The sequence below is a fragment of the Amycolatopsis sp. MtRt-6 genome, assembly GCF_017308975.1.
Lineage (GTDB): Bacteria > Actinomycetota > Actinomycetes > Mycobacteriales > Pseudonocardiaceae > Amycolatopsis.
The window spans coordinates 232821-249241 of record NZ_JADWPD010000010.1; the positions used below are offsets into that span (position 1 = coordinate 232821).

The 16421-nt window shown below is 71.4% G+C and carries 14 protein-coding genes; 12 read left to right on the forward strand and 2 right to left on the reverse strand.

Annotated features, from left to right (window positions below; all coding sequences use genetic code 11):
• The first annotated feature begins 29 nt into the window (after positions 1-29).
• The 6 genes from I4Q55_RS19540 to I4Q55_RS19565 all read left to right on the forward strand — a co-directional run bounded on the left by I4Q55_RS19540 (position 30) and on the right by I4Q55_RS19565 (position 3952).
• Entirely contained in the window at positions 30-788 is a 759-nt protein-coding gene (locus I4Q55_RS19540; RefSeq protein WP_206789530.1) for a type II secretion system F family protein, read from the forward strand.
• On the forward strand, positions 785-1501 hold the full coding sequence (locus I4Q55_RS19545; RefSeq protein WP_206789532.1) for a type II secretion system F family protein: 717 nt from the start codon (positions 785-787) through the stop codon (positions 1499-1501). The genes I4Q55_RS19540 and I4Q55_RS19545 overlap by 4 nt, the downstream gene beginning before the upstream one ends.
• A 30-nt stretch (positions 1502-1531) precedes the next feature.
• Positions 1532-1708 carry a DUF4244 domain-containing protein gene (locus I4Q55_RS19550; RefSeq protein ID WP_206789533.1) on the forward strand — a complete coding sequence of 59 codons (177 nt, stop codon included), beginning with the start codon at positions 1532-1534 and terminating at the stop codon, positions 1706-1708.
• Positions 1709-1728: 20 nt separating this feature from the next.
• On the forward strand, positions 1729-2067 hold the full coding sequence (locus tag I4Q55_RS19555; protein WP_206789534.1) for a TadE family type IV pilus minor pilin: 339 nt from the start codon (positions 1729-1731) through the stop codon (positions 2065-2067).
• Positions 2054-2599 (forward strand): Rv3654c family TadE-like protein, encoded by a 546-nt coding sequence (locus I4Q55_RS19560; protein ID WP_206789535.1) that lies wholly within the window; start codon positions 2054-2056, stop codon positions 2597-2599. The genes I4Q55_RS19555 and I4Q55_RS19560 overlap by 14 nt, the downstream gene beginning before the upstream one ends.
• Before the next feature lie 735 nt (positions 2600-3334).
• Entirely contained in the window at positions 3335-3952 is a 618-nt protein-coding gene (locus tag I4Q55_RS19565) for a bifunctional DNA primase/polymerase (RefSeq protein WP_091318951.1), read from the forward strand.
• A gap of 92 nt (positions 3953-4044) precedes the next feature.
• Here the strand turns inward: I4Q55_RS19565 and I4Q55_RS19570 are convergent, their stop codons facing one another.
• Complete coding sequence (locus tag I4Q55_RS19570) at positions 4045-6552, reverse strand: DEAD/DEAH box helicase (protein WP_206789602.1); 2508 nt, start codon at positions 6550-6552, stop codon at positions 4045-4047.
• A 349-nt stretch (positions 6553-6901) separates the two neighbouring features.
• Here I4Q55_RS19570 and I4Q55_RS19575 point away from each other — a divergent pair, with 349 nt between their 5' ends.
• From I4Q55_RS19575 to I4Q55_RS19585, 3 genes are all read left to right on the forward strand, one after another.
• On the forward strand, positions 6902-9202 hold the full coding sequence (locus tag I4Q55_RS19575; protein ID WP_206789536.1) for a sodium-translocating pyrophosphatase: 2301 nt from the start codon (positions 6902-6904) through the stop codon (positions 9200-9202).
• Positions 9203-9348: 146 nt separating this feature from the next.
• Entirely contained in the window at positions 9349-9936 is a 588-nt protein-coding gene (locus I4Q55_RS19580; RefSeq protein WP_206789537.1) for a hypothetical protein, read from the forward strand.
• Between the two features lie 51 nt (positions 9937-9987).
• On the forward strand, positions 9988-10638 hold the full coding sequence (locus I4Q55_RS19585; protein ID WP_206789538.1) for a hypothetical protein: 651 nt from the start codon (positions 9988-9990) through the stop codon (positions 10636-10638).
• Between the two features lie 18 nt (positions 10639-10656).
• On the opposite strand, the gene I4Q55_RS19590 is transcribed toward I4Q55_RS19585, so the two are convergent.
• On the reverse strand, positions 10657-11463 hold the full coding sequence (locus tag I4Q55_RS19590; protein ID WP_206789540.1) for a serine protease: 807 nt from the start codon (positions 11461-11463) through the stop codon (positions 10657-10659).
• Between the two features lie 296 nt (positions 11464-11759).
• On the opposite strand from I4Q55_RS19590, the gene topA reads away from it, so the two are divergent.
• The 3 genes from topA to I4Q55_RS19605 all read left to right on the forward strand — a co-directional run bounded on the left by topA (position 11760) and on the right by I4Q55_RS19605 (position 16229).
• Entirely contained in the window at positions 11760-14636 is a 2877-nt protein-coding gene (gene topA, locus I4Q55_RS19595) for a type I DNA topoisomerase (RefSeq protein ID WP_206789542.1), read from the forward strand.
• Between the two features lie 106 nt (positions 14637-14742).
• Complete coding sequence (locus tag I4Q55_RS19600) at positions 14743-15351, forward strand: hypothetical protein (protein ID WP_307793255.1); 609 nt, start codon at positions 14743-14745, stop codon at positions 15349-15351.
• Positions 15352-15437: 86 nt separating this feature from the next.
• Complete coding sequence (locus I4Q55_RS19605; protein ID WP_206789543.1) at positions 15438-16229, forward strand: ESX secretion-associated protein EspG; 792 nt, start codon at positions 15438-15440, stop codon at positions 16227-16229.
• The last annotated feature ends 192 nt before the right edge of the window (positions 16230-16421 follow it).

Consider the following 16421-nt stretch of genomic DNA (forward strand, 5'->3'; position numbering starts at 1 on the left):
GTTTTCCCACGCGATCGAAGGAGACGGCGATGATCGGTCCGTGGCCCCTGCTGTGCGTGGGAGCGGCCCTGGCGTGCTGGCCCCGGCCACCCGACCGGTTCCAGGCCGCGACCGAGCCACCGGCAACCGTCCGGATCACCGAAGTGTGGCGCGTGGTCCGTTGGCTGCTCCCGGCTGTGTTCGCCGGCTGGCTCGCGGGAGCCGGCGGCGCGGTCGCCGCCGGCGTGCTGACGCTGGCGTGGAGCCAGGAGCGGCGAGCCCATCGCCGGGCCACCGCGGACCTGGCGAAGGCCGCGCAAACCGCGACGGCGTTGCGAACCGTGGTGGCCGAACTCCGATCCGGTGCCCATCCGGTGACGGCGGCGGAAGCCGCCGCGGAGACGGTCCCGGACTTGGCCGGCGAACTACGCGCCCTGGCGACGGCCGCCCGCCTGGACACCGAGCTGCACGCACCGGCCCTGCCGCACCTGGCCACGGCTTGGACGCTGGGCAAACGGCACGGCCTCCCGATGGCCGACGTCCTCGACGCGGCCCGCCGTGACGCCGAAGCAGGTCTGGCGTTCACCCGCCGGATGCGCGCCAAGCTGGCCGGGCCCAGGGCCAGCGCGGCGGTGCTCACCGGGCTGCCGGTGCTGTGCGTGCTGCTCGGGCAGGCCATGGGCGCGGCTCCGCTGTCCGTGCTGACCGGCAGCACGGCGGGCCAGGTGCTGCTGGTCGCCGGGTGCGTCCTGCTCTGGGCCGGGACGGCTTGGTGCCGCGCCCTGACCGGACGGGTGCGGATCCGGTGAACGCGATCGCACTCCTGCTCTTCGGAGGGGCGCTGCTCACCTGGCCGGACAACCCCCGGGCGCGGCGCTTTGCTCGGCTGGCCGGCGGCCCGGAGCCCGTCCGCAAAGCGCGTCACGTGGTCCCGTACATGGCGGCGGCCGTCGGCGGTGTCTCGGCGGCGGTGCTGATCGGCGGGGTGGCCGGGGTGGTGGCGGGCGCGATCGTGACGGCGACCGGGTGGTGGGCGATCCGCCGCACCCGCCGTCCGCGACCACCGGTCGTGGATGTCGCCGCCAAGCTGCGGCTGGCGGGAACGCTCGACCTCCTCGCCGCGTGCCTGCGCGCCGGCTTGCCGGTGTCTTCGGCGTTGGCGGCGGTGGCCGGCACCGCGCCCGCCGCCTTGAGAACGCCCCTGAGCTCGACGGCCGGGCTGCTCGTCCTCGGCTCACGGCCGGACGAGGCCTGGGCGCCGGTGCGGGCCGTCCCGGGCCTGGGCGAGCTGGCGGCCGCGGCGATCCGGACATCTCGTTCGGGCGCGGCGTTCGCCACGGCGGCCACCGACCTCGCCGCGCGTCTCCGCGACGAGCTGGCCACCGAAGCCGAAGAACGCGCCGAGCGGGCCGGAGTGGCGCTCGCCCTGCCGGTCGGGCTGTGTTTCCTGCCCGCCTTCTTCTGCCTGGGCGTGCTGCCGGTCGTCCTCGGCCTCGCCGGACGGCTCGGCCCGCTCTTCTGACCACGGATTTTGTACTGAAGGGAAACCCCCATGCGCACGTTCCGCCGCCGTCCCCGCTCGGACGACGGTTCCACGACGGTCGAGTACGCCATCGTCACCGTCGCCGTAGCGGCCTTCGCCGCAGTCCTCTATTCCCTGCTCACTGGAGACTCGGTCGTCTCGTGGCTGACGAGCCTGGTCATGAAGGCCTTGTCGGTGCCGTCGTGAGAGGCCGCGACGAGGGTTCGGTGACGGTCGAGGCAGCGCTCGGCCTGGTGGGCCTGACCGTGGTGACGGTCGCGCTGCTGGCCGCCCTCACGGTGCTGACGAGCCAGTTGCGCTGCACGGACGCAGCCCGCGAAGCAGCGCGCCTGCTGGCGAGAGGCCAGCCCACCGAGGCAGCGGCCGCGGTCCACCAGATAGGTCCACCGGGAGCAAGCCTGACGGTCGAGCAGACCGGCGACGAAATCAAGACGACGGTAAGGGCCCACCCGGCGGCGGCGGGCCTCCTCCCGGAGATCCACCTGGCCGCAACGGCCTACGCGGTGGCCGAGCCGGACTCGGAGGTGACAAGTGCCCAGCGCTGAGGCGCAAGCCCCGGACAGAGGAGCGGCCACGATCTGGACGGCACTGGCGGTAGCGGCCCTGACGGGCGTGGCAACGCTGGCGATCTGGCTGGGAGCAACAGTGACAGCGCGCCACAAAGCAGAGGCGGCGGCGGACCTGGGCGCTCTGGCGGCGGCTTCGCACGCGAGCGAAGGCCCAGCCCGCGCATGCGAACGCGCGAGATGGGTCACCGACCGGATGGGAGTGACACTCCGGAGCTGCCGTTGGCAACAGCTCGACGCATTGGTCGAAGTAGAGGCGCGCGCCCCAGCGATAGCGGGCCTACCGCAAGCATCGGCCCACGCCCGCGCCGGACCGGCAGCCGAGCCAACCCGCCCACCCACGGCTGCACCGAAGAGCAAGCCGACCCACCGGGCCACGGCTGCACCGACGGGCGAGCCAGCCCGCCCACCCACGGCTCCACCGACGGGCGAGCCACCCCACCCGGCCACGGCTCCACCGACGGGCGACCTCGGCGGAACACCCATGCACCCGCTCCGGCCCGAGGGGTGAGCCGTACTGCTCACCTGCGGCCGAGCGAGTACGGCGGAGTTGCCGGGACGCCTGCCCGCTCCGAGCCGATGGGCGAACCACCGCACCAAGCCAGGACCGCACCGACGGGCGACCTCGGCGGCACGCCTGTGCGTCCGACGCGCGCAGGGCCGGCGGGTGAACCAGCGCGGCCGGCCATGGCTGCGTCGTGGGGGCTTTGGCGGCCATGCTCCGTCCGGGCCGCGGGACAGGATGATCCGCCGCGTCCACAGACCGCGACACCGTCACCCGTCCGCAACAGCGGACCACCACCGCCCACCCCGTCGGCACCCCGCGCGGGCCGCCCGGCGGACGCCGACCGGTCGGTATGGGGCGGTGACCGGCTGATCCGCCGGGCTGGGCGATGAGCGGCTCATTGTCACGGGCAGCGGTCGTTGGTGCACGGCGAGCGGTCGAATTGGCTGCTCACCTGGGCCGAAGCCCGGCTCCGAGCCCGCCGCGCAGGGGTCCGGAAGCCCCGCGGAACCTGGGATTTCCCGCGACGAACGGTCCGTGTGCGGTCGCCGTTCACCGCCGATCCGCGCCGGGGGGGGTTCGGTCGGGCCGTATGGATCACTGGGCGTTCATCGCCTCGTAACCACCGGTTGTCGCGTGGGGGTTCCGAGCAATGTGCAACTTGCCGTTAAGTGAGATGTGCGACACCACGACCGGGTCCAGGGGGTCGCGGGGAACCGGAACTTGAAGGCAGGAAAGACAATGTTGGACGCGAATTGGCCGGACAGCTGGCGCGGTGCCTTCCGCATCGAACTGCGGGCGGAGGCGATCGGCCTCGCCTGGCGCGGCTGGCCGGTGCTCCCGGGCGTCAACCCCGCTCCGCTCGCCGGCGGCGACGACCTCACCTGGCGTCGTCCGGTTCCGGCCAGTGACGCCTGGCGTGAGCAGCTCGGCACCCACGCCCACGAGGTCGCCACCTGGTTCTCCGACCGCACCCACAGCCTGCTCGTCGCCACCGGCACCGTGCTCGACGCCATCGAGGTCGACGACGAACTCGGCAAGCGCGCCTGCCGCCTCCTCCGCGCCATCGGCCACCCCGCGCCCATCATCGCGCTGCCGAACGGCCGCTGGCTCTTCCTGACCACCGTCGCCGACCGCATCCCGGCCGAGCTGGCCGAGCGCGCCGCCATCCAGTGGCACGGCAAGGACAGCTACATCCCGCTGCCTCCGTCGCCGTTCCAGCACGGTGTCGTGCACTGGCGCGTCAAGCCCGAGGTCTGCGGCTGGCAGCTGCCGGACGCCGCCGAGGTGCACGACGTCCTCGTGCGGGCCCTGGCCGGCGAGCGTGCCGGGCAGCTGGTCCAGACCAGCGCGGCCTGAGAAGGCCGAACCACAGAACCACCGCCACCGGCCGGTCCCAGCCCGGCCGCGGCGGAGCAGGACACAACTCCATGAACCACCAAGTGGCCGTTCTAGGCACCGTGTTGACGCAACGCCCCGAGCACGGTTCCCAGCACAGCCACTGCCCCCGCCTTGTCCAGCGGCTCGTTGCCGTTCCCGCACTTCGGCGACTGGACGCAGGACGGGCATCCCGTCGGGCACTCGCAGGAGACGATCGCCTCCCGCGTTGCGGCCAGCCACGGGACAATCGCGGCATAACCGCGTTCGGCAAATCCCGCACCCCCGGGATGCCCGTCATGCACGAACACCGTCGCCTCCCCGGTGTCTTCGTGCCACGCGGTACTCACCCCGCCGATGTCCCACCGGTCGCACGTAGCGAACAGCGGTAGCAGGCCGATCGCCGCGTGCTCGGCGGCATGCAGGGCACCGGGGACCCGTGCCGGAACCAACCCGGCACCCCCCGGTGTCCTGCCACCCTCGCGAACGGGCCCCCGACCGTTCGCCTGGGTCTCCTCCCCGGTCCCCACCGGCCCCGCAGATTCGGTCCCCACCCGATGGCCCCCGGTCCCCACCTCGCCATCGGCCCCGGAATCACCGACGACGGCCGAGCGGACCGCAGTGGCCGGGTCGGTTTCCGCAGGTTCGGCAGCCGAGCGGCCTCCCGCCCGCCGCCGCGTCTCTTCGATTCCGAGCAGCTCCGCGGACACCGTGTACCAGACCGCGCGCGTGCGCAGGCTCTGCTCCGGCATGTCGAGCGGCGTGTGGTCCAGCACCTCCCCGGACGGCCGCCTCCGCAGGTAGCCGACCACCTGCGACGTCACGGCCACCTCGCCGAGGCAGACGCTCACCCCGCCGCAGTCCTGCTTCTCCTGCGTGCTCAGCACCGAGATGTCCACGATCTCGCGCGGCGTCGTCGTCCAGTCCGGGTTCTCCGCGTGCACCAGCGCCAGCCCCTGGTCCAGATCCAGCTCGTCGACGACGTACGACGACCCCTGGTGCAGGTACACCGCGCCGGGGTGGACCGCGAAGCAGGCCGAGCCCGGGTCGACCGTCCCGAGCATCCGGCCGGAGTCCGACTCGACCACCGCGATCTGCTCCCCGCCGGTGCCGCGGATGCCGACCTCGGCGTGCGGCCGGTCCCGCGAAGTCCAGTACCAGCCGCTCGACCGGCGCCGCACCAGCTTCTGTTCCGCCAGCTCGGCCAGCACCTCCTGGGCCGCCGAACCGCCGAACACCTCCAGCTCGGGGAGAGTCAGCGGCAGCTCCGCGACGGCGCACGCGAGCTGCGGCGCCAGCACGTACGGGTTCGCCGGGTCGAGCACCGCCGTCTCCACCGGCCGCGAAAGCAACGCCTCCGGGTGGTGCACCAGGTAGGTGTCGAGCGGGTCGTCCCGCGCGACGAACACCACCAGTGCCGAATCGCCGGACCGGCCCGCCCGCCCGGCCTGCTGCCAGAACGACGCGAGCGTGCCCGGGTAGCCGGCCAGCACCACCGCGTCCAGGCCCGCGATGTCGACGCCGAGCTCCAGCGCGTTCGTCGTCGCGACCCCCAGCAGCCGGCCCGACAACAGTGCGGCCTCCAGCGCACGACGCTCTTCCGGCAGGTACCCAGACCTATACGCCGCAACGGTTTCCGACAACACCGGGTCCACTTCGGACAATATGCGACGCGCACCCAGCGCGGCCAGCTCCGCGCCCCGCCGCGACCGGATGAACGCCAGTGACCGCGCGCCTTCCAGCACCAGGTCCGCGAGGATCCGCGACGTCTCCGCGCCCGCCGAACGGCGGACCGGCGCGCCGTTTTCCCCGGTCAGCTCCTCCAGCAGCGGCGGCTCCCACAACGCGACCGTGCGGGCGCCGCGCGGTGACGCGTCTTCGGTCACGGCCACGCAAGGCACCCCCGTGAGCCGCGAAGCAAACGAAGCAGGCGAAGCCGTTGTCGCCGAAGCGAGCACGAAGACCGGCGAAGCGCCGTAGTGCTCGGCCACCCGCCGAAGCCGGCGAAGCAGCAGAGCGACGTGCGAGCCGAAGACGCCACGGTAGCCGTGGCACTCGTCGACGACCACGCAACCGAGCCGCCGGAAGAACGTCGCCCACCGGCCGTGCGCCGAGAGGATCCCGCGGTGCAGCATGTCCGGGTTCGTGAACACCCAGTTCGCGTGGGCGCGCACCCAGTCGCGCTCCACCATCGGCGTGTCCCCGTCGAACGCCGCCGCCCGCACCCCCGGCACGTCCAAAGAGGACACCGCACGCAGCTGATCCGCGCCCAGCGCCTTCGTCGGCGAGAGGTACAGCGCGTTCGCCTTCTCGCCCGCGGCCAGCCGCGACAGCACCGGCAGCTGGTAGGCGAGCGACTTCCCCGAGGCCGTCCCGGTCGAAATCACGACGTGCCGGCCCTCGTACGCGTGCGAAGCCGCCTCGGCCTGGTGTGCCCAGGGCGCAGAAACACCACAGTCACGCAGCGCAGCGACAACCGCCGGATCCGCCCACGACGGCCACTCTGCGTAGCGCGCGGCGCGACCCGGCAGGTCCGCGACGTGCGTGACCGGCTGCTCGCGCGACGGGATGCCGGCGGTCACCCGCCTCAGCAGCCGCCGCCCCCGTGATTCGTCCACCCGCCGAGCTTGGCACAGGGGTACGACAGTTCTGGCATCCCCAGCTGCGCCAACGGATCGGCGAAAGGGTGATCGATCAAGTGAGGAGGCTCACAAGGTAACGGAATGTACCGTCACCGGGACGGCGTGAAGACGCAGGTTGCGATACCAATACACTCCCGCAATCCACACCCTCTGTGGTGAGCGTCATGTGAGACGTGCATTGCTGCCCGGCTAGCGTGTCGCTCGGTACAGGGTCCATGCCAGCGCCGGCCGTGTCGAACCCTCGGCTTGCCGTCGACGCTGGCGCAGAGCGACGTCTCCTGGAGGACGAATGTCACGGCAGTTCCTCGCGGAGGGCGCGGGAAATATCTCGCTCTCCGGAGGTGGCTACACGATTGTCGGTGTAGTCGCCGTGGTCGCGCTTGCCGCACTCGTCATCGGCTACGTCCTGCTCAAGGAGGTGCTGGCCGCAGGCCAGGGCACCGCCAAGATGCAGGACATCGCCAAGGCGGTGCAGGAAGGCGCGGCCGCTTACCTCAAGCGCCAGCGGAACACCCTCGCGATCTTCGGCGTGGTCGTGTTCCTCCTGCTCTTCATCCTGCCCGCCGACGACTGGAACGAGAAGATCGGCCGGTCGATCTTCTTCCTGGTCGGTGCGGGCTTCTCGTTCGCGATCGGCTACCTCGGCATGTGGCTGGCGACGCAGGCGAACCTGCGCGTCGCGGCCGCGTCGCGTGAGGAAGGCGGCCGCGAGAAGGCGATGCGCGTCGCGTTCCGCACCGGCGGCGTGGTCGGCATGATCACCGTCGGCCTCGGCCTGTTCGGCGCCGCGGTCGTCGTGCTCGTCTACACGGGCCAGGCCCCGAAGGTGCTCGAGGGCTTCGGGTTCGGCGCCGCCCTGATCGCGATGTTCATGCGTGTCGGCGGCGGTATCTTCACCAAGGCCGCCGACGTCGGCGCGGACCTGGTCGGCAAGGTCGAGCAGGGCATCCCGGAGGACGACCCGCGCAACGCCGCGACCATCGCGGACAACGTGGGCGACAACGTCGGTGACTGCGCCGGCATGGCCGCGGACCTCTTCGAGTCCTACGCCGTCATGCTGGTCGCCGCGCTGATCCTGGGCAGCACCGCCTTCGGCGTGCACGGCCTGATCTTCCCGCTGATCGTGCCGGCCATCGGCGTGATCACCGCCGTCATCGGTGTCTACATCACCAAGGCGCGCGCGGGCGAGGGCGGCCTGGTCACGATCAACCGCTCCTTCTACATCTCCGCGGTGATTTCCGCGGTGCTGTCGGCGATCGCGGCGTTCGTGTACCTGCCGAGCAGCTTCTCCGACTTCGGCCAGGACTTCGCCTCGACGTCCGGCAACCCGGCGGTCATCGCGACCGTCGCGGTGATCATCGGCATCGTGCTCGCCGCGGTCATCCTGAAGCTGACCGGTTACTACACCGGCACCGAGTACAAGCCGGTCAAGGACGTCGGCAAGACGTCGGAAACCGGTCCGGCGACGGTCATCCTGTCCGGCATCTCGGTCGGCTTCGAGTCCGCTGTGTACACCGCGCTCGTCATCGGCGCGGCCGTGTTCGGCGCGTACCTGCTGGGCGGCGGCATCGCGCTGTTCGCCGTGGCACTGGCCGGCACCGGCCTGCTGACCACGGTCGGCGTCATCGTCGCGATGGACACCTTCGGCCCGGTTTCGGACAACGCGCAGGGCATCGCCGAGATGTCCGGTGACGTCGACGAGAAGGCCGCGCAGATCCTGACCGAGCTCGACGCGGTCGGCAACACCACCAAGGCCATCACCAAGGGCATCGCGATCGCCACCGCGGTCCTCGCGGCGACGGCGCTGTTCGGTTCCTATTCGGACGCGATCACGAAGACGCTGTCCGGCATGGGCACCGGCGTGGTCACCGGGCTCGACGCGGCGAAGTCGTTCGTAAACGAGATCGTCAGCCCGAACACGCTCGTCGGCGTGATCATCGGTGCGGCCGTGGTGTTCCTCTTCTCCGGCCTCGCGGTGAACGCGGTTTCCCGCGCCGCCGGCGCGGTCGTCTTCGAGGTGCGCCGCCAGTTCCGCGACATCCCGGGGATCATGGAAGGCACCACCCGCCCCGAGTACGGCAAGGTCGTCGACATCGTCACGCGCGACTCGCTGCGTGAGCTGACGACGCCGGGCCTGCTGGCGGTCTTCGCCCCGATCGCGGTCGGCTTCGGCCTGGGCACCGGCGCGCTCGCCGGCTACCTGGCCGGCGCGATCGCGTGCGGCACCCTGATGGCGATCTTCCTCGCCAACTCCGGTGGCGCGTGGGACAACGCGAAGAAGCTGGTCGAAGACGGCAACCACGGTGGCAAGGGCTCGTCCTCGCACGAGGCCACCATCATCGGTGACACCGTCGGTGACCCGTTCAAGGACACCGCCGGCCCGGCGATCAACCCGCTGATCAAGGTGATGAACCTGGTCTCCGTGCTGATCGCGCCCGCCGTCGTGCAGTTCTCGATCGGTCCCGACGAGAACGCCGCCGTCCGCATCATCATCTCGCTGGTCGCGGTCGCCGTGATCGTGGCGGCGATCGTGGTGTCCAAGCGGCGGGGCACCGTCATCTCCGACACCCCGGCCGAAATCAAGGCCTGAGTTCCAAGGTGACCCCCGGGCCCGGCACGCGGCGACGCGTGCCGGGCCCGGGGCCTGCCATCCCAGAAAGGCCCGGCGCCTGGCGAAGCAGCACCGAGTCGGTACCGTCGGGGCTGCCGGGACGTCGTCGGGCAGGAGGTACGCGGGTGCGGCTGCGGTCCACCGTTTTCGCCGCGCTGACCACGACGATCGCCATCGGTCTCGCCGGCTGCGGGCAGCCGGCCACGGACCCGCCGCCACCTGACCAGGATCTCCAGGTGACGACCGTGGTGCCACAGGCCGATCCCGCGGCGAGGTGGGCGGCCGGCTACTGCGACGCGGTGACGCACCTGGTTCGTGCGCTCGCGGCACTTCCCGCCGTCGATCCGAGCACGCCGCAGAAGGCGTCCCGGACGTCCAGTGACCTGCTTTCTTCGGTGGTCGACGGGCTCGACCGCAGCCTGGCCGGGCTGAACGCGCTCGGTGCGCCGCCGGTGCCGTCGGCGGACGCCGGGCGCAAGGACGTCATCGGGCAGTTCGCCGAAATCCGGGCGGAGGCCGAAAACGCACGCCGTCGCATCGACGCGGCCCGCGGCAACGCCACGGCGACGAAGGCGGCTCTCGGCGAGGCCAGGGCGACGCTCGACCGCATCGACGCGCTCGACTACCTCAGCGGCCTCAAGGACGTCCCGGCCCTGGCCGCGGCCGAACAGCGCGCGCCGGCCTGCCGCGACCTGGATCAACCGGCCGGCTGAAGATCCGCGCGAGACCTGCCGTTAATCGAACTTGTGTTCTAGTATGGCGCGGTGGATCGGACGATCTCGCTCTTCTCTGCCGAGGCCAGCGGGCCGGGCCTGGGCGACCTGGCCGGCCTGCTGTGCTGCCACGGCCAGATCACCGGCTTCGGGCGCACCGCCGCCCGGCTGTCGGTGGTCGTCGAGGAGCCGTGGCGGGCGCACGTCCTGGCCGGCGAGTTCCGCTGCCGCGGCGCGGACGCCCAGGTCTCGAAGGCCGAGTGCGGCCGCCCGCAGGTCCGTACGTCGTTCCGGGTCGACCTGCTGCCGCTGGCGCTGCGGTGGCTGCGTGAGGGCCGCACGGGCCCGGTCGAAGACGACTCGGGCAAGGCGGTGCCGGACGGGTTCCGGCTGAGTGGCGCGATGCTGCGGATGTGGGCGCTGGCCGGCGGCCGTCCCGGCACGCAGGGTTACCTGCTCGGCGTCGATCCGCTGGCGCCCGGCATGCACGAGCGGCTGGTCGAGGCGCTGACGCCGTTGGGTGTCGCGGCGAAGCTGACCGGGCCGAAAGCCGAGGTCCCGGCGGTCAAAGTCACTGGGAAACGCCGGCTGGAGGCGCTACTGGAGCTGATCGGGGAGCCGCCGCCCGGCGCCGAAGCGGCGTGGCCGGGTTCGGCACCCCAACCGGTCCCGCACCCGGAGGCCGTGACGAGCACGGCCTGACCGGGTGCGGGCGCCGCGTCAGGGCCGGGGCAGCGTGCAGCCGGCCTGGGTGAGCGCGATCTCGTTGGCCGCGGTGAGGCAGGCCGGGATGCCGTAGGTCTCCTGGCCGTAGTTGATGCCTGCACGCACGGTGACGTTGCCGGCCTGGTCGACCTCACACGGGTTGTTGTCCGTGCACCGCCCGCCGTCCTCGTTGCCGGTGTTGTTCACGCCGACGACCTTGCCGCCGGAGATGATCGGCGAACCGGACGTGCCGCCGATGGTCTTGCAGGCGGACGTGTAGCGGATCGAGTCCTTCCAGGTCCAGCTGCCCTCCTTCAGCCGGTAGACGAAACCGTCGATGTTGCAGGAGTAGATGCGCTTCCAGTAGCCCGAGACGACGTCGATCGCCGCACCGGCCGTCGGGTGGGCGTTGGACAGCTCCAGCGGCGAGATCCCGTAGGTCGCCTTGATCTGCGCGTAGGTGGTGGTGAGCTGGTAGAGCGACACGTCGGTGTCGGTCATCGTCCCGTAGACGATCTTCCGGGCCCGGAGCGTGCCCGCGTTGCTGCCACTGGCGGTGAGCAGCGTGAACGACCGGCTCGACGACCGGTTGGTGATGACCTGGCCCGGCGCCGGGAAACCGGTTTCGAGGCAGTGGCCGTTGGACATGACGAGCGCGGGCGCGGTGTCGGGCGTCGCGGCCGGCTTGACCACCGACCCCGAGCAGTTGGACAGGGCCACGGTGCCGGCGAAGTTCGCCGCGGCGGCGTTCGCCGGAGTGGCCCCCAGCAATACTGTGGCGGTCACGGCGGTGAACAGGGCGCCGAGCAGGCGTCGGGTCATGGCGGGTCCTTTCGGCTGGACGGGGAAACCAGTGAAGCGGTGACATCCCCGGGCCCACCACCGTCGAACGGAGGGTATCCGCACGGTCACCCGCTAGGCTGCGCGGGACGTGGCCGAAATCACGTGGCAGGTACGTTGGGGAAACATCGTCGAGGTCAGCGGCGATGCGCTGGACACAGGACCGGCGGCGTGTTGGGCCACCTCCGCGCCGTCCGGCCGGGAACAGCGTGCACACTGGCAGGTCGAGACACGGGCCCTGGCAGGGACGTGGTGCAGTCCCGCGGCGGCGGGACGAGATGAGCGGAGAGCAGGACAGCGTGGCAGGAGCACGGACCAAGAAGAACGGAGCCGCGGCGGGCAACGGCGCCGGGCACCGGCGGCTGGTCATCGTCGAGTCGCCGACGAAGGCCCGCAAGATCGCCCCCTACCTGGGCGGCGGTTACGTCGTCGAGTCCTCCGTCGGGCACATCCGCGACCTGCCGCGTGGTGCCGCCGACGTGCCCGCCCAGTACAAGGGCGAGGCGTGGGCGCGGCTCGGCGTCGACGTCGACAACGGCTTCAAGGCCCTCTACGTGGTCACCCCGGACAAGAAGTCCAAGGTTACCGAGCTCAAGGGCCTGCTGAAGGACGTCGACGAGCTCTACCTCGCCACCGACCCCGACCGCGAGGGCGAGGCCATCGCGTGGCACCTCCTCGAGACGCTGAAGCCGAAGGTCCCGGTCCGCCGGATGGTCTTCCACGAGGTCACCGAGCAGGCGATCCGCGCGGCCGCCGACTCGACCCGTGAGCTGGACGCCGACCTCGTCGACGCCCAGGAGACCCGCCGCATCCTCGACCGCCTCTACGGCTACGAGGTCTCGCCGGTGCTGTGGAAGAAGGTCATGCCGAAGCTTTCGGCGGGCCGCGTGCAGTCGGTGGCGACCCGGATCGTGGTCGAGCGCGAACGCGAGCGGATGCGCTTCACCTCGGCGTCCTACTGGGACATCTCGGCGACGATGGACGCCGGTGAAGAGGCCTCGCCGCGGAACTTCCCGGCGCGGCTCGTCGCCGTCGACGGCGCGCGCCTGGCCACCGGCCGCGACTTCGGCTCGGACGGGCGGCTCAAGGCGTCGAACACCGAGGTCCGCGTGCTGGCGGAGGCCGACGCGCGGCGCCTGGCCGAAGCGCTGAAGCAGCGTGACTTCAAGGTCGCGAGCGTCGAGGAGAAGCCGTACACGCGGAAGCCGTACGCGCCCTTCATGACGTCGACGCTGCAGCAGGAGGCGGGCCGCAAGATGCGGTTCACCTCGGAGCGCACCATGCGGATCGCGCAGAAGCTGTACGAGAACGGCTACATCACTTATATGCGTACCGACTCCACGACGCTGTCGGAGTCGGCGATCTCGGCCGCGCGCAGCCAGGCCACGCAGCTGTACGGCAAGGAGTACGTCTCGCCGACGCCGCGCCAGTACACGCGCAAGGTGAAGAACGCGCAGGAGGCCCACGAGGCGATCCGGCCGTCGGGCGAGGTCTTCCGCACGCCGGGCCAGGTCGCGGGCGAGCTGGACACCGACGAGTTCCGGCTCTACGAGATGATCTGGCAGCGCACGATCGCGTCGCAGATGGCGGACGCGAAGGGCACCACGATGTCCGTGCGCATCGTCGGCAACGCGACGTCGGGCGAGGAGTGCACCTTCGCCGCTTCGGGCCGCACGATCACCTTCGCGGGCTTCCTCAAGGCGTACGTCGAGGCGGTCGACACCGAGACCGGTGGCGAGGCCGACGACAAGCAGAGCCGCCTGCCGGTGCTGGAGAAGGACCAGGCGCTGACCGCGTCCGAGCTGAACCCGGACGGCCACACCACCTCGCCGCCGGCGCGGTACTCGGAGCCGAGCCTGGTCAGCAAGCTGGAAGAGCTGGGCATCGGCCGTCCGTCGACGTACGCGTCGATCATCAAGACGATCCAGGACCGCGGCTACGTCTGGAAGAAGGGCTCCGCGCTCGTCCCGTCGTGGGTCGCGTTCGCCGTGATCGGCCTGATGGAACGGCACTTCGAGCGGCTGGTCGACTACGACTTCACCGCCGGCATGGAAGACGAGCTCGACCGCATCGCGGCCGGTGACGAGCAGCGCGCGCAGTGGCTGTCGAAGTTCTACTTCGGCGGCGACATGGGCGTCGACGGCTCGATCGGCCGCCTGGGCGGGCTCAAGAAGCTGGTCGAAGGCAGCGTCGAGGACATCGACGCCCGGGAGATCAACTCGATCCCGCTGTTCAGCGACGCCGACGGGCACACCGTCGTGGTCCGCGTGGGCCGCTACGGGCCGTACCTGGAGCGCGAGGTCGACGGGAACTCGCAGCGCGCGAACCTGCCGGAGGACCTGCCCCCGGACGAGCTCACGCAGGAGATCGCGGAGAAGCTGTTCGCGACCCCGCAGGAGGGCCGCACACTCGGCACCGACCCGGTGAGCGGGCACGAGATCGTCGCCAAGGAAGGCCGCTTCGGGCCGTACGTGACCGAGGTGCTGCCGGAGATCGAGATCCCCGAAGACGCCACGGCCGCGCAGAAGAAGGCCGCGAAGGCGAAGGCGCCGAAGCCGCGGACGGGCTCGCTGTTCAAGTCGATGGACATCGAGACGATCACGCTGGAAGACGCGCTGAAGCTGCTCTCGCTGCCGCGCGTGGTCGGCAAGGACCCGGAGTCCGGCGACGAGATCACGGCGCAGAACGGGCGCTACGGGCCGTACCTGAAGAAGGGCACGGACTCGCGTTCGCTCTCGACCGAGGATCAGCTTTTCTCGATCACCCTCGAAGAAGCGCTGAAGATCTACTCGGAGCCGAAGCAGCGTGGCCGGTCCGCGACGGCGAAGCCGCCGCTCAAGGAGCTCGGCGACGACCCGGTGTCGGGCAAGCCGATGGTGGTCAAGGACGGGCGGTTCGGCCCGTACGTGACCGACGGCGAGTACAACGCGACGCTGCGGAAGGGCGACGAGATCGAGTCGCTGACCGCGGAGCGGGCGGCCGAGCTGCTGGCGGAGAAGCGCGCCAAGGGCCCGGCGCCGAAGCGGAAGGCGCCGGCGCGCAAGCCGGCTTCGACGACGGCGAAGACGGTCAAGGCGGGCACGACCAAGAAGGCCGCCGCCGCGAAGTCGACCACGGCGAAGCGCTCGAGCTCCACCGCGACGAAGGCCAAGTAAGACGCGAGGGCCTCCCCACCTGGCTGGCGGGGAGGCCTCACACTTTCAGGTGACACCTCGAACGGATGTTCGGGAAATTGTCGGTGGTGCCGGGTTCCATGAACGCGTGACCAAAACACCACGCACCGTGCACGCGGTGACCACCAAGATCCTGAAGCCGGTCCGGGCGGCGGCCGCCGGCAGTTCCACCGCCACGGACATGATGGAGTCGCTGACCGGCTTCATCGGCACCGGCGGCGTCTGCGGCGTGGCCGTCGCGATGTCCGACGAGCCGTGGACGTCGGCGTTCTTCGACGACCGCACCAAGTTCGGCATCGCCGGGGACGGCTTGCGCCTGTCCGGGCCTTCGCCGGGAGGCGTCGCCGAGTTGCTCCACCTGGCGTTGACGCGCCTGCCTTCGCTGCCGCCGGCGCCGGGCGAGGGGCTGTACCTCGAAGGGGACGAGCGGGGCGTGCTCGAGCCCGAGCAGGAGTGCCTCGTCCTCGACATGCTGGACGACCTGCGGCGGCCCCGGCTCGGCACCGTCCAGCTCGACATCGTCCGCGACGGCTCGCCGTCGCGGTGGGAGATGCTGGCGTTCGTCGACGACGACCGCGGCCGCCACCTGGCGGCGCTGAGCAGACCGCGGGGCGGCCACCGCCGGCTCTGGTGGCTGCCCGGGACTGTCGAGCGGCTCGCGGAGTTCGTCGAGGGGCGGGTGCCGGAGCATGGCTGAGCCGCTCGCCGACCGCTCGCCGAACGATCTCACACGCTCGAACACATGTGCGAGAAATTGTCGGTGCCAGGGTGTTCAATCAAGGGGTGAGCAACGCAGTCGCCGTCTTCGACGTCATCGACGAGGTCATCGCCCCGCTCTCGGCCGAGGTGCCGGAGCGGCCCTCGGTGATGGAGTTCTACGACCCCGAGTTCGAGATCCCGCCGGTGCTGGCGGACACCGGCCCGCTGCCGGGCCGTCGCTCCTCGCCCGTGTCGAGCCTCGCGGACGAGGTGGAGCAGTACACGCGGTTCGTCGCCGGGATGGCCGCGATCGGCCTCGCGCCGGGCGGGGAGGTCACCGCGGAAGCGGTCGGGCTGTACCGGGCGCTGCGCGGCGGCTTCATCCGCGGCGTCGTCACCGGGGTCTTCCCGGCTCGGGCCAAGCCGTGGGAGGTGCGGTTCTTCGGCGACGAGGACTACACCACGGTCCTGCACAAGCTGGGCAACCGCGCGCGGCTGCGGTCGGGCTTCCTCAGCGAGCTGCCGGGCTGGGTGTTCGACGGGCTGCCCGACCGGCCACCGGGCCCGGGCGAGCACCTCCGCATCGAGACCGACGAGCGCGGGCTGATCCCGCGCCGGTGCGAGCGGGCGGTCGAGCTGATCCGGGAGTGCGCGGCCCGGCCGCGGCTGGGCACGGTGCTGGTCGACCTCGCGGTGCGCAACGCGATCCTGGCCGAGTACCCGCACGGCGCGTTCGGGCTGGTGGACAACGACCTCGGCCGGTACCAGTTCAGCGCCGCGGTGGCGCGGAACGGGCGCTGGACGGTCACGTGGGGCCCGGCGTCGCGGAGCACGGCCGAGCAGTGGATCGTCGAGGCGGTGCAGAGCCATGCGTGAGCAGCCGGCGGTGCGCACGACGGCCGGCGAGGGCGTGGACAGGGTGGTCGCGGCGGCCTCGAAGGACCTGACGGTGCGCGAGGCGATCCTCGCGGCGGCGGAGCTGAACAGCGGCGTCCCGGACCCCCGTCCGTCGGCCGATACCGGCTCGGGCCCGGGCGCCGGTTCGGGTTCGGGCTCGGGTCCGGGCGC